16 protein-coding genes are annotated in these 13,165 nt (G+C 58.9%); 9 read left to right on the forward strand and 7 right to left on the reverse strand.

Going from position 1 to position 13,165, the window contains the following annotated elements; genetic code table 11:
• Window positions 1–35: 35 nt before the first annotated feature.
• Entirely contained in the window at window positions 36–1,634 is a 1,599-nt protein-coding gene (locus tag ACR0B5_RS17965) for a phosphoenolpyruvate carboxykinase (protein WP_170681222.1), read from the reverse strand.
• Window positions 1,635–1,694: 60 nt separating this feature from the next.
• Between ACR0B5_RS17965 and ACR0B5_RS17970 the strand changes: the two genes are divergently transcribed.
• Genes ACR0B5_RS17970 through ACR0B5_RS18005 form a run of 8 tightly spaced genes read left to right on the forward strand, consistent with a single transcriptional unit; the run spans window position 1,695 to window position 7,405 of the window.
• The gene (locus ACR0B5_RS17970) at window positions 1,695–1,961 is read left to right on the forward strand and encodes a hypothetical protein (RefSeq protein WP_170641376.1); all 267 of its coding nucleotides are present in this window, start codon (window positions 1,695–1,697) and stop codon (window positions 1,959–1,961) included.
• Window positions 1,962–1,982: 21 nt separating this feature from the next.
• Window positions 1,983–2,687 carry a response regulator transcription factor gene (locus ACR0B5_RS17975; RefSeq protein ID WP_170380430.1) on the forward strand — a complete coding sequence of 235 codons (705 nt, stop codon included), beginning with the start codon at window positions 1,983–1,985 and terminating at the stop codon, window positions 2,685–2,687.
• 32 nt (window positions 2,688–2,719) lie between these two features.
• The gene (locus tag ACR0B5_RS17980; RefSeq protein WP_480542317.1) at window positions 2,720–4,438 is read left to right on the forward strand and encodes an ATP-binding protein; all 1,719 of its coding nucleotides are present in this window, start codon (window positions 2,720–2,722) and stop codon (window positions 4,436–4,438) included.
• 3 nt (window positions 4,439–4,441) lie between these two features.
• Entirely contained in the window at window positions 4,442–4,912 is a 471-nt protein-coding gene (locus ACR0B5_RS17985; protein ID WP_480542319.1) for an HPr kinase/phosphorylase, read from the forward strand.
• On the forward strand, window positions 4,909–5,790 hold the full coding sequence (rapZ, locus tag ACR0B5_RS17990; protein WP_480542320.1) for an RNase adapter RapZ: 882 nt from the start codon (window positions 4,909–4,911) through the stop codon (window positions 5,788–5,790). The genes ACR0B5_RS17985 and rapZ overlap by 4 nt, the downstream gene beginning before the upstream one ends.
• On the forward strand, window positions 5,787–6,179 hold the full coding sequence (locus ACR0B5_RS17995) for a PTS sugar transporter subunit IIA (protein ID WP_170474049.1): 393 nt from the start codon (window positions 5,787–5,789) through the stop codon (window positions 6,177–6,179). Before rapZ ends, ACR0B5_RS17995 begins: the two co-directional genes overlap by 4 nt.
• 16 nt (window positions 6,180–6,195) lie before the next feature.
• Window positions 6,196–6,465, forward strand: a complete 270-nt coding sequence (locus ACR0B5_RS18000) for an HPr family phosphocarrier protein (protein ID WP_170380425.1) — start codon at window positions 6,196–6,198, stop codon at window positions 6,463–6,465.
• Between the two features lie 40 nt (window positions 6,466–6,505).
• A complete protein-coding gene (locus ACR0B5_RS18005) occupies window positions 6,506–7,405 on the forward strand; it encodes a lysophospholipid acyltransferase family protein (protein WP_480542323.1) in 900 nt (299 codons plus the stop codon).
• A 74-nt stretch (window positions 7,406–7,479) separates the two neighbouring features.
• On the opposite strand, the gene ACR0B5_RS18010 is transcribed toward ACR0B5_RS18005, so the two are convergent.
• Window positions 7,480–8,355, reverse strand: a complete 876-nt coding sequence (locus tag ACR0B5_RS18010; RefSeq protein ID WP_170380423.1) for a 3-hydroxybutyryl-CoA dehydrogenase — start codon at window positions 8,353–8,355, stop codon at window positions 7,480–7,482.
• Window positions 8,356–8,528: 173 nt separating this feature from the next.
• Here ACR0B5_RS18010 and ACR0B5_RS18015 point away from each other — a divergent pair, with 173 nt between their 5' ends.
• Window positions 8,529–9,356: a DUF6473 family protein gene (locus tag ACR0B5_RS18015; RefSeq protein ID WP_480542325.1), complete on the forward strand. Its 828-nt coding sequence runs from the start codon at window positions 8,529–8,531 to the stop codon at window positions 9,354–9,356.
• A gap of 59 nt (window positions 9,357–9,415) precedes the next feature.
• Here the strand turns inward: ACR0B5_RS18015 and ACR0B5_RS18020 are convergent, their stop codons facing one another.
• The 5 genes from ACR0B5_RS18020 to ACR0B5_RS18040 form a co-directional block, all read right to left on the reverse strand.
• Complete coding sequence (locus tag ACR0B5_RS18020; RefSeq protein WP_170380422.1) at window positions 9,416–10,345, reverse strand: electron transfer flavoprotein subunit alpha/FixB family protein; 930 nt, start codon at window positions 10,343–10,345, stop codon at window positions 9,416–9,418.
• On the reverse strand, window positions 10,345–11,103 hold the full coding sequence (locus ACR0B5_RS18025; protein WP_170463230.1) for an electron transfer flavoprotein subunit beta/FixA family protein: 759 nt from the start codon (window positions 11,101–11,103) through the stop codon (window positions 10,345–10,347). The genes ACR0B5_RS18020 and ACR0B5_RS18025 overlap by 1 nt, the downstream gene beginning before the upstream one ends.
• A gap of 354 nt (window positions 11,104–11,457) precedes the next feature.
• Entirely contained in the window at window positions 11,458–12,030 is a 573-nt protein-coding gene (locus tag ACR0B5_RS18030; protein ID WP_480542327.1) for a cob(I)yrinic acid a,c-diamide adenosyltransferase, read from the reverse strand.
• 2 nt (window positions 12,031–12,032) lie between these two features.
• Window positions 12,033–12,233 carry a twin transmembrane helix small protein gene (locus ACR0B5_RS18035; protein WP_170380419.1) on the reverse strand — a complete coding sequence of 67 codons (201 nt, stop codon included), beginning with the start codon at window positions 12,231–12,233 and terminating at the stop codon, window positions 12,033–12,035.
• Between the two features lie 79 nt (window positions 12,234–12,312).
• Window positions 12,313–13,140, reverse strand: a complete 828-nt coding sequence (locus ACR0B5_RS18040) for an SDR family NAD(P)-dependent oxidoreductase (protein WP_480542329.1) — start codon at window positions 13,138–13,140, stop codon at window positions 12,313–12,315.
• Between the last annotated feature and the right edge of the window lie 25 nt (window positions 13,141–13,165).

Here is a 13,165-nt window from a genome sequence, read left to right on the forward strand (position 1 = left end):
CATAGAAAAGGGCGCCGAAGCGCCCTTGATTCAGGTCAGCCGATGGCAACAGCCTTGATGTCTTCGTCGATGAACGGAATGTACTGTTCAAAGTTCTCCGCAAACATCTGCACCAGCTTCTCTGCCTGCTTGTCGAACGCAACCTGATCATCCCAGGTGCGGCGCGGATCCAGCAGAACCTCAGGCACTCCGGGAACCGAGACAGGTACGTCGAAGCCGAAATTAGCATCCTTGCGGTACTCGGCATCGGCCAGCGAACCGTCCAGCGCAGCAGTCAGCAAGGCGCGGGTTGCCTTGATCGGCATCCGGCTGCCAATCCCGTAGGCGCCACCGGTCCAGCCGGTGTTGACCAGCCAGCAGGTCGCACCGTGCTGGGCGATCTTGTCACGCAGCAGGTTGCCATAGGCCTCGGGGCGGCGCGGCATGAAGGGCGCGCCAAAGCAGGTCGAGAAGGTTGGTTGCGGCTCGGTCACGCCACGCTCGGTACCTGCTACCTTAGAGGTGAAGCCCGACAGGAAGTGATACATGGCCTGCGCCGGTGTCAGCCGCGCGATGGGAGGCAGTACGCCGAACGCATCACAGGTCAGCATGATGATGTTCTTGGGATGACCGCCCAGAGCGCTGCTGGATGCGTTCGAGATATACTCGAGCGGGTAGGCGCAGCGCATGTTTGCAGTCAGTGAGTCATCATCGAAATCAAGTTCCTTGGTTTCGGGATCGAAGACCATGTTCTCGATCACCGTGCCGAATTTCGAGGTCGTCGCGTAAATCTCGGGCTCGGCCTCGGCGTTCAGGTTGATGGTCTTGGCATAGCAGCCACCTTCGAAGTTGAACGTACCACGATCCGACCAGCCATGTTCGTCGTCACCGATCAGAATCCGTGCCGGATCGGCGGACAAGGTGGTCTTGCCGGTGCCGGACAGGCCAAAGAAGACGGCGGTGTCGACCGGGTTCCCAACAGCGTGGTTGGCCGAGCAGTGCATTGGCATCACGCCTTTTTCCGGCAGCATGTAGTTCAGCAGGGTGAAAACGGATTTTTTGTTCTCGCCCGCGTATTCGGTGCCGCCGATGAGGATCAGCTTGCGGTCGAAGTTCAGTGCAATCACCGTCTCGCTACGGCAGTTGTGCTTGGCGGGATCCGCTTGGAAGCTGGGGCAGTTGATGATGGTGAAGTCAGCCGTGAAATCATCCAGATCTTCGCGATCCGGGCGGCGCAGGAGGTGGCGGATGAACAGGTTGTGCCAGGCCAGCTCGGTGACCATGCGCACGTTGATCGAGTAGGTCGGATCGGCCCCGCCAACGAGGTCCTGCACAAAGTAGTCGCGGCCTTTCATATGGGCCAGCATGTCTTCGTACAGTGCGTCAAAGCCTTCGGGGCTCATGGCGGCGTTGTTTTCCCACCAGATGCTGTCGGCGACGCTTTCGGTTTTGACGACGTGTTTGTCCTTGGGCGAACGGCCAGTGAACTTGCCGGTGGTGACCAGAAAGGCCCCGCCATTGCCAAGGGTGCCTTCGCCGCGCTTCAGCGCTTCTTCGATCAGCGCCGGTTCCATGAAGTTGTAATAGACATTGCCCAGACCCTCGATGCCCTGATCTTCGAGGCGGAATTGCGGGTTAACCCGTCCAGATGTCATTTGTGTCTTCTCCTGTGGCGGCGCGGAGGCAGTTCGGCCCGGTGCGCTCTTGGGGCAATCATGCCGGACGACTCCGGCGGACAGGCGTCCTCTTATCATGGTCGTTTGGGGCATGAACAGGAGGCTTTGACGCAGTTAGCGCAACCAAGTCTAGGTTTAGCGCCATCACAAATTTCCTGTCGGAAAACCGGGCAGCATTTTGCGGTCGGCAAGGCATTTTTGCCGCAGAACTGCCGCAAGAATGGCTTGATTCGTGGTTACGGATTGATTCGGCGCCTTAAAACCGCCAACAATATCTTACAAAAAAGCGTATTATTGCGTATATGAGCAGGAATAGGGGTGACCCCAATGTCAAAGATTGCACTAGTGGATGACGATAGAAACATTCTGACGTCGGTATCCATGACGCTCGAAGCCGAGGGTTTCGAGGTTGAAACGTATAATGACGGTCAGGCTGCGCTGGATGCTTTCAACAAAAAGCTGCCCGATATGGCTGTTCTGGATATCAAGATGCCGCGGATGGACGGGATGGATCTGTTGCAGCGGCTGCGCCAGAAAACCCAGATGCCGGTTATCTTTCTGACCTCCAAGGATGACGAGATCGACGAAGTTCTGGGTCTGCGCATGGGCGCGGACGACTATGTGAAGAAGCCGTTTTCGCAGCGCCTTCTGGTCGAACGTATTCGCGCCTTGCTGCGTCGTCAGGAAGCCACCGAGGGCGATAGCGCTGCGGTCAGCACCGGTGATGCGAAGGTCATGGAACGTGGTGAGCTGCGGATGGACCCGCTGCGTCACGCGGTGACCTGGAAGGGTAATGATGTTTCATTGACCGTGACCGAGTTTCTGCTTCTGCAGGCCCTGGCACAACGCCCGGGCTTCGTCAAAAGCCGCGACCAGCTGATGGATGTGGCCTATGATGATCAGGTCTATGTCGACGACCGCACCATCGACAGCCACATCAAACGTCTTCGCAAGAAGATGCGCGCCGCTGATCCTGAGTTCTCGGCCATCGAGACGCTCTATGGTATTGGCTACCGCTACAACGAAGAATAGGCACGCGCCCCGTTTGAAGGTATTGTGGTCCCGTGCGTGACACTGACCAATCTGACGAGCTGCACGACGGTGATGTCGTCATCGGGGATGACTGGGTTATCCCGCAAGACCCCGAGTCTGCCGAGCTGCGAGAAAAGCGGTCGCGGAGGAACCTGTTTTCTCTGCGCGGCTCGCCTTTGGCACGCAAGATCGTCACCTTCAACCTGATCGCTTTGGTCATTCTGGTGACCGGGCTTTTGTATCTGGACGATTCCCGGAAGGAACAGGTGCAGCAAACCGCGCGCAATCTCATGGGCGATGCGCAGCTGGTTAGCAACGTGTTCGAGGCTCAGATCCGTCAGAACGCAGCCGCGGGCGCTCAGAATCCGCGGGTGCTGGATGTGGGTGACACGCTGGCAGGGTTAAGCCTACCAGAAGGTGGCGAAGTTTTCGTCTACGACGCCAGCGGCACGTTGATCGGCTGGACGCGGGGTGCCTCAGTTGCGGTGGATCTGTCAACCATCCTGCAGTCAGAGGCGGATATCCAAACTGGAAGCACCGTTATCAGTGACGCTTTGAATGCGGTCTGGACCGGGGTGTCCCGGGTGTTCAACTGGTCAACGACTGACGAGGCCCCAACACTGGCCCAACGGGTGCAATCCATCATCCCCGATACGCTTGGCGGCAGAACGCAGGTGCAGGCCGTTCAGGACGAGATGGACGAGACGGTGATCGTTGCCGCATCTCCCATTGTGTTCAACGACGCGACGGTTGGAGCTGTTGCCATAACCGGACCGGCAGGTGAAATCGACGCGCTGGCCCGACGCGAGCAGGAGCGGATTCTGCAAATGTTTGTTGTCGCTCTGCTGGTTTCGGTCGGTCTTAGCCTTGTTCTGGCGTCGACCATTGCCAATCCGTTGGCCGATCTGGCCGCCGCGGCCGAGATGGGCAAAGACCGTGGCACAGGCGTTAATCCGGGCCGCATTCGTATCCCGGATCTGAGCGCCCGTCCTGATGAGATTGGTCGCCTCAGCTTGGCGCTGCGGGGCATGGTCACGGCGCTCTACAACCGGATTGACGCAAATGAACAATTCGCGGCCGACGTGGCACATGAGATCAAGAACCCGCTGGCCAGTCTTCAATCCGCTGTTGGAACGCTACGGATGGTCAAGCGCGACGATCAGCGTGAAAAGCTTATGGGCGTCATCGAACATGACGTGCGGCGTCTGGACCGCCTTGTCAGCGATATCTCCAACGCCTCGCGGCTGGATGCGGAGCTTGTGAAAGAGGCTGAGCAGCCCTTTGACCTGTTGAAACTGCTGGACAATCTGGGTCAGTTTTTGGGCGAAGATGCCAAGTCCAAGGGCATTGAATACGCCACCGATCTGCCCGCCGACCCGATCGTGATCAATGGGCTTGAGGCGCGCTTGGCACAGGTTTTCGTCAACCTGATCACCAATGCGATCTCCTTCTGCGAAGACGGCGACGCAATCCGCGTCTGGGTGCGTCAGCGCGACAACCGCGTGCTGGTCGTCGTCGAAGACACCGGTCCCGGCATTCCGGAACAGGCCCTGACCAAGGTCTTCAAACGCTTCTACTCTGAGCGCCCCGAGGAGCATTTTGGCAACAACTCCGGCCTCGGGTTGGCAATCTCGAAACAGATTGTCGAGGCGCATGGCGGCGTGATCTGGGCCGAGAATATCCGACCGACCGAAGCCGATGTCACCTCGGAGCCGCTGGGAGCGCGTTTCGTCGTGGGGCTTCCTGTGTAGGACATGAGCAGTCAGACGCTTTCAGACTTTGGGGACAAAGACAGCGCCTGTGTTCACGCGACCTGTGTTGCGGTTCAGGGGCGGGGGCTTCTGATCGTTGGGGCCTCGGGGTCGGGAAAGTCCTCACTCGCCCTTCGCATGATGGCCTTTGGGGCCGATCTGGTTGCCGACGACCGGGTCAATCTGCGGCGGGACGCGGGCGCGGTGATTGCCGACGCACCACCGCGGATTGCGGGCTTGATCGAGGCGCGTGGCATCGGGCTGTTGCGCGCCGCCCCTTGCGGCCCGGTGGCTTTGGATTATGTGCTCGACATGGACCAGACGCAGCCCGCCCGCCTGCCAGAACCCGTTACTTTGCAGTTGCTGGGGCACTATGTACCCTTGTTGTATGGCGCCGGCGTGCCCAATTTGGCCGAAGCACTGATGCAATTGCTTAAAATGGGGCGCGTAGACCCGGAATGGACCAGCACATGACAGCGCAACGGCGGATCGTTCTGGTGACTGGCCCGTCCGGGGCAGGACGATCGACAGCCATTCACGTGCTTGAGGATTTGGGGTTCGAGGCGATAGACAATCTGCCCATGGGCCTGCTGACGCGCCTGTTGGAAGGCGCGGGGGATGATCGACCCATGGCGTTGGGGATTGATGCGCGTAACCGGGATTTCTCGACCATCGGCTTCATCGAACTGGCCGCCAAGCTGGGCCGTATGGAACAGGTTGACCTAACCGTCCTTTATCTGGATTGCAGTGATGATGTTCTTCTGCGCCGCTTCTCGGAAACTCGCAGGCGCCACCCTGTGGCAAAGGACGCGGGCCCTGAAACCGGCGTGCGCCAGGAAAAAGAACTGCTGGCCCCGATCCGCGAAATTGCCGATACCTTGATCGAAACCAGCGCCCTGAATGTTCACCAACTGCGTGAAGAGGTCGAACACTGGTTCGCCCCACAGGGTGGCCGCCATCTTGCGGTCTCGATCGAGTCTTTTTCCTACAAACGCGGCCTGCCGCGCGGCCTCGACATGGTGTTCGATTGCCGTTTTCTGGCCAATCCCTATTGGCGGCCCGAATTGCGTACCGCCGACGGTCGAAACGCTGACGTGGCGCGCTATGTCCAAACCGATAAGAATTACGCTCCGTTCTTTGACCGGGTGGTCGGAATGCTGGACATTTTGCTACCAGCCTTTCGCGCCGAAGGCAAAGCGCACCTGTCGGTTGCTTTCGGGTGTACCGGTGGCCAGCACAGATCTGTCGCTTTGGCAGAGGCGGTTGCGAAAGCCCTTGCAGACAGGGGGCAGCAGGTGGCAATTAGGCACCGCGAGATGGAACGACGCGCATTGAATGTGAGGCCGGATTGATCGGGATAGTGATCGTAGCGCATGGAGGGTTGGCCAAAGAGTATCTGGCCGCCATGCAGCATGTTGTCGGGCCGCAGCCCGGCCTCGTCGCGATCGCGATCGAAGCCGATCATGACCGCGATGAAAAGCAGGCCGAAATCTGCCGTGCCGCAAACGACGTTGATATGGGCGGCGGTGTGGTGATCGTCACGGACCTGTTCGGTGGCAGCCCGTCGAACCTCAGCCTCCGGGCCTGTGCGCCGCAGGATCGGCGCATTTTGTATGGCGCGAACCTTCCCATGCTGATCAAACTGGCCAAAAGTCGCCACTTGCCTGTAGCCGATGCCGTGCGTCACGCGATGGAGGCTGGACGCAAGTACATCAATGCGCAAAATGTGACATTGGATTAGGACCGGACGTATTGAAATGACCAATCGAAGCTTGAAAATCATCAATGAAAAGGGCCTGCACGCCCGTGCCTCGGCCAAGCTGGTTGAGGTGGTAGAAGGTTTCGATGCCAGTGCCGAAGTCTCCAAGGACGGACTTTCTGCATCAGGCGACAGTATCATGGGCCTTTTGATGTTGGCAGCCTCGCGCGGAACCACTATTGACGTCGAGACCTCCGGGCCGGATGCTGAGGCATTGGCAGAAGCCTTGGAAACGCTTGTGAACGACAAGTTCGGCGAGGGGTTCTAAAGCCACCCCGCCGGGACAGGAAGAACGGGAAGACCAAGAATTGGCGGAAACAACGCACGACACCAAGACAGGCCCCGTTGTCAACGGGACCGAAGATCAGGGCGAGGTCTACGACCGTAGAACCCTGACATATGCCAATTCGTTCGACGATGCCTGGACCGCGACGGCAATCCGCGCCATCGAATGGTGTACTGGCAAGCTGACCATTCTTCGGATGGTCAATAAATTCGAAAAGAAAAACGAGCAGTATCGTGGCCAGCGGTTCTGGGGTGGGGCGCTCAAGACGATGGGGATTACCCTCACCACGCCCGAAGAACAGATTGCACGTATTCCCAAAACCGGCCCCGTTGTTGTTGTTGCTAACCATCCTCATGGCATGGTGGACGGCATGATTTTCGCTGAGCTGATTGGACGTGTCCGTAGCGACTACCGTATCCTGACCCGCTCGGTTCTGACTGGTCTGGATGAGGCCGCGACCTCGTTCATGATCCCCGTTCCTTTCCCGCACGATCCCGAAGCGCAAACCAAAATGCTGGAAATGCGGACCAAGGCTATGGACCACCTGAAAGAAGGTGGCGTGGTCGCCCTGTTCCCCTCGGGTGTGGTGATGTCCTCGGATGATTGGTTCGGGCCGGCGATCGAACGCGAATGGAACGTCTTCACCGCCAAGATGATCCGCCGTTCAGGCGCGGCCGTAGTGCCGATCTACTTCCCCGGCCGCAACTCGCGCGCCTATCAGATCGCCAACAAGCTTTCGCCGATCCTACGGCAGGGCCTGTTGCTGCATGAGATCGTCCGCTCTTGCAACAAGCCCCAGTCCCCGGTGATCGGAGAGCCGATCTCGGATGAAGACATGCAACTGCTTGAACGCGACCCGCGCGGTTTCATGGCGTGGCTGCGAAACCACACGATGTCTTTGGGCGGTACAGCCAAACGCTGATCCGCTCCTTCATCTGGCTAAAATATCCCGGGGGTGAGACCGGATGAAATCCGGGCGAGGGGGCTGGCCCCCTCTTAGCGCGTCGGAACCGGCACGTCGCCGCGATAGTCGTAGAATCCACGCTGGGTCTTACGCCCCAGCCAACCGGCCTCAACATATTTCGTCAGCAGCGGGCAGGGGCGATACTTGGTATCCGCCAGCCCATCATGCAACACGTTCATGATCGCCAGACAGGTGTCGAGCCCGATGAAATCGGCCAGTTCCAGTGGCCCCATAGGATGATTGGCGCCCAGCTTCATCGACTGGTCGATGGATTGAACACTCCCCACACCTTCATAGAGCGTATAGACCGCCTCGTTGATCATCGGCATCAGGATACGGTTCACGATAAAGGCCGGGAAATCCTCCGCGCTGGCGGCGGTTTTGCCCAGTTTGTCGACAACGGCCTTACAGGCGTTATAGGTCTCTTCGTCGGTGGCTATCCCTCGGATCAGCTCGACCAGTTGCATGACGGGCACCGGGTTCATGAAGTGGAACCCCATGAACCGCTCTGGTCGGTCGGTCCGGCTGGCCAATCGCGTGATCGAGATCGAGGATGTGTTCGATGTCAGGATCGTATGCGGCAGCAAATGCGGTTGCAGATCCTCAAAGATCGCCTGCTTGATCGTCTCACGCTCGGTCGCGGCCTCGATCACCAGATCGGTCTGGCCCAGACGCGGCAATTCCAGCGTGGTGGTGATCCGCCCCAAAGCGGCTTGCACAGCCTCGTCCGAGATTTTCCCGCGTGAGGCCTGACGCGCCAGATTGCCTTCGATCGTCTTTATGGCATTGTCCAGGGCGTCCTTGTTGACGTCATTGACCAACACGTCATAGCCGGCCAAGGCCAGAACATGCGCGATCCCGTTGCCCATCTGGCCTGCGCCAATCACTCCGACCGATTTGATTTCCATGCTCTGGTGCCTCTGCTCTCAGCTCGCCGCGACATTACCGGCAGTTTGGGGCGGGCGGCAAGAGGCATCCGAGGTCTGCGGACCGGTCAAATTTGCCTCAAATCCGCACATTAGCAATTTCGCAAGACTTGCGACGGCAAGATGGCAACCGGGTGAAAAATTGGGTGAGTGATATGAGCTATCATCAAACGTGCGCAGCCGTGCTCGAAGACAGCGTCTGTCAGTATGGGGCGTCAAAACTGCGATTCCGGGGGCCGTTGCGCGCGTTGGACGGGTCCTATCTGGCGTGTATAGGAGGGGACGAGACATTCGGTCGCTTCGTCGAACGCCCCTACGTCGCGATTCTCGAAGGTCTGCTGGACCGCAAATGCATCAACTTCGGCAGTCTTCTTTGTGGGGTTGAGGCGCTGTGCGGCGATTCCACCTTGGTTGAGCTGGCGAATGAGTCCGAACTTTGCGTGCTGCAATTGCCAGGGGCGCTGGGGCAATCGAATCGCTTCTACCGCGTGCATCCGCGCCGCAACGACCGGTTTTTATCTCCGACACCGGACCTGCTGACGCTCTACCCAGAAGTGGATTTCACGGACGTCCATTTCGTGCGTCACTTGCTGGGACTGTTGCATTCCTATTCGGACGCACGCTTCGAAATCGTCACCCACGAACTTCGCAAAAAGTGGGTCGAGGCGCTTGGCGCTTTTCTACAGGCGATCCGGCCTCCGGTCGTTTTGCTGAACCTGCAGGTCGATGGCGAGATCGCCCATGAGGTTGCAGGGCCGCTGGGCTGTGAGCCGGTCTTTGTGGATACCGAGATGTTGGACGCACTGAGGCCCTACAGTGCGGATGTCGTTTCGATGTCAGTCCGGATCTCCGGCGAATCGGATGAGTTGGAAGATATGCTGTTCGGGACCCTTCAGCAGCCTATGGCCGAACATATGATCGGCCCGGCGACCCATCGTCGGATCGCAGAAACTCTTTCCCGTTCGATCCGGGATTTGCATTGAAAAAGGCCCGCCGGTGGGGCGGGCCTTGCAATGGTTTTCCAAGCAACCGCTTGGTTCGATCAGCCGAGTTTCTCGGTCAGTTCGGGTACGGCCTGGAACAGGTCAGCAACCAGACCGAAGTCAGCAACCTGGAAGATCGGTGCTTCTTCGTCTTTGTTGATCGCAACGATGACCTTCGAGTCCTTCATACCAGCCAAGTGCTGGATCGCGCCCGAGATGCCGACAGCGACATACAGGTCCGGTGCAACAACCTTACCGGTCTGACCCACCTGCCAATCGTTCGGGGCATAGCCCGAGTCCACGGCGGCACGCGACGCGCCAACAGCGGCGCCGAGCTTGTCAGCCAGAGTCTCGATCAATTTGAAGTCTTCTTCCGAGCCGACACCACGGCCGCCCGAAACAACAACACCAGCCGAGGTCAACTCGGGACGATCGCTCTCGGCAACCTTGTCCTCAACCCAGGACGACAGGCCGGGGTTTTCGCCAACCGAGATGGTCTCAACCGCAGCCGAACCGCCTTCGCCTGCCGCATCAAAGGAAGCGGTGCGGAAGGTGACGACTTTCTTGGCGTCGTTCGATTTGACGGTCTGGATCGCGTTGCCTGCATAGATCGGACGCTCGAAGGTCGAGCCGTCAACCACGCCAGACGCATCCGAGATCACCATCACATCCAGCAACGCAGCAACGCGCGGCATGACGTTCTTGGCGTCGGTGGTGGCAGGGGCAACGATGTGCTCATAGCCATCGGCGAGACCCACGATCAACGCTGCGGTCGATTCCGCCAGGCGGTGGCCCAGCGACTCGTCTTCAGCAACCAGAACCTTGGACACGCCGTCGATCTTGGCAGCAGCCTCACCGGCAGCAGCGGCAGAACCGCCCGCGGCCAGAACGGTCACATCACCCAGCGATTTCGCAGCGGACACGGCCTTGGCAGTGGCGTCCAGCGACAGTTCGCCGTTGTTGACTTCGGCAAGCAGAAGTACAGCCATTACACAGCCCCCGCTTCTTTGAGTTTCGAGACCAGCTCATCAACCGAGCCGACGACGATACCAGCGGCACGGGCCGGCGGCTCATCGGTTTTGACGATTTCCAGACGCGGAGTGACGTCGACGCCGTAATCGGCGGCGGTTTTCTCGTCCAGCGGCTTTTTCTTCGCCTTCATGATGTTCGGCAGCGACGCATAGCGCGGCTCGTTCAGGCGGAGGTCAACGGTCACGATAGTCGGCATCTTGACGTTGATGGTCTGCAGACCGCCGTCAACCTCACGGGTGATTTTGGCGGTGTCGCCTTCGATGTCCAGCTCGGAGGCGAAGGTGCCCTGGCTCCAGCCCAGTAGGGCCGACAGCATCTGGCCGGTGGCGTTCATGTCATTGTCGATCGCCTGCTTGCCCGCCAGAACGATGCCCGGCTGCTCTTCCTCGACCACTTTGGCCAAGATTTTCGCAACGGCCAGAGGCTCGATATCCGTGTGGACGTCATCCGCAGCCACAACCAGAATCGCGCGGTCCGCACCCATGGCCAGAGCAGTCCGCAGCGTCTCCTGCGCCTGCTTCACACCGATCGAAACAGCAACGACTTCGTCAGCCTTGCCTGCTTCTTTCAGGCGGATCGCCTCTTCAACTGCAATCTCGTCGAACGGGTTCATCGACATCTTTACATTGGCGAGATCAACACCGCTGCCATCCGCCTTAACACGGACCTTAACGTTGTAGTCAATCACGCGCTTGACAGGCACAAGTACCTTCATTTTTGCGTTCGCTCCTTACAAAAACGGCAAGCCGCGTCGCGACTCCACCAATGCTCTCGCGAGACTAGATAGCGCCTCAATCTCATCGACAACAGAGCAAAATCGTCACGTCATGGGCTTGAGACGTCGCGTTTTGTGTTTTTTGAAGAATAGGGAGCAGAGTTTTTTGACGGTTAGCCGTCGAAGTTGGGGTCGGGGGGATTTGCTCGTCGGAGGCCAACCCCTCTAGCTGAACCAAGAAGACTGATTGTTTTGGTTAGCGGTGCGCCGAGTATACGACGCTTTGCGCCCGCCCTTCGGGCCGGGGCTCCGCCCTTCCGGTCGCCGGGACGTCCAGTGGACGTCCCGCCGCTTTCAGCGGTTCGCGCCCGGAACCCACAAGACATCATCCTTGCCGCTGTTGTTGGCGCAGCGGGCGGCGACGAAGAACCAATCACTCAGACGGTTCAGATATTTAACCGCGACCTCGTTGACAGGCTCCATATTGGTAAGCTCAACAGCCAGACGCTCAGCCCGGCGTGAGACGGTGCGGCAGACATGCAGATGCGCCGCCAAAGGCGAGCCGCCGGGCAGGATGAAGCTGCGCAGCGGTTCCAGATCAGCATTCATAGCGTCGATTTCAGCCTCAAGCCGATCGATCTGAGCAGGCGCGATGCGCAGCGGCGGGTAGTCGGCCTCGGCATCTTTTTCCATGTCGGGTCGGCAAAAATCAGCCCCCAGATCGAACAGGTCGTTCTGTATGCGGGCCAAGGCGGCATCGGTTTCACCCTCGGCTTCGGTCCGGGCGACGCCGACAAAGGCGTTCAGCTCATCTACCGTGCCATATGCGGCCACGCGGCCCGAGTATTTCGCAACCCGCTCGCCATTGCCCAAAGCGGTTTTTCCGTCATCGCCTGTGCGCGTGTAGATCTTGTTCAGAACGACCATCTTCAAACTCCTTGTCCGCGCAGGAAGACGTAAAGCACAATCAGCAATACGGCAATGAATTGAAAGAGGATGCGCAGCCGCATCATCTTGTTGCTTTTCTTGGCGGCATCCATGCCGCTTTTACCGAAATTTGCGATGCCAAGGGTCAGCACGACGACAACCGCCGCCATCGCCAGGAGCAAAACGACCATCAAAGGGTCCATCGTCAGTCACCGTCCGCTTTTTCTTTGGGTGCGCCTGATCTAGCGCCTGCAGGGCCAAAAGCGAACGGGAAATATTGCCTCAGATGTCTGACAGTATGCGGTCTACGGCTTTTGTTGGCAGAATTCGCCGCAAATAGCCTGCGATATAGGTCGGAGTCGTAACGTAGTAGCGCGCCTTGGGCCGTTTCGCTTCGACCGCATGTGCCAGTTTGTTTGTCACCGCCGAGGCCGGCAGTTCGAACCTGTCCGGGCCAGAGCCTTCATAGAGCCGTTTCAGCAAAGATGCCTCATACCTGTCACGCAAGACCGAGTTTTCCCAATCCACGAAGCGCTCGAACACCGGAATCGCTTTTTCGCGGATTTTCGACGTGATCGGACCGGGTTCGATCAGGATGACCTTGACGCCGCTACCGCGCAGTTCCAGGCGCATCGTGTCGGTCAGACCTTCGATCGCGTATTTGGTGGCGACATAGGCGCCGCGCCAAGGAAACGCGACCAGTCCCAGAACCGAGGAGTTCTGGACAATGCGCCCATGACCCTGTTCGCGCATGACGGGAATGACCTGCCGCGTCAGTTCGTGCCAGCCGAAGACATTCGATTCGAAGATGAACCGCAAACCGTCGGTCGGCACATCTTCGACCGCGCCGGGCAGCCCGTGCGCCCCGTTGTTGAACAGGGCGTGCAAGGTGCCTCCGGTGGCCTCAAGAACCTCGGCCAGTCCGGCGGTGATGCTGTCTGTGTCCTGATAGTCGATCAGCGGGCTTTCAAATCCTTGCGCGCGCAGCCTGTCGCAATCACGCTGCTGACGGCACGAGGCAAAGACGCGCCAACCGCGTGCACGCATACCGTGTGCTGCATCCAGGCCGATGCCGGACGAGCAGCCGGTAATAAGAATGGATTTCTGCATGATGGCCCCGAACCTCAACGTCCCC

This window comes from Ruegeria sp. AG1 (genome assembly GCF_056541705.1).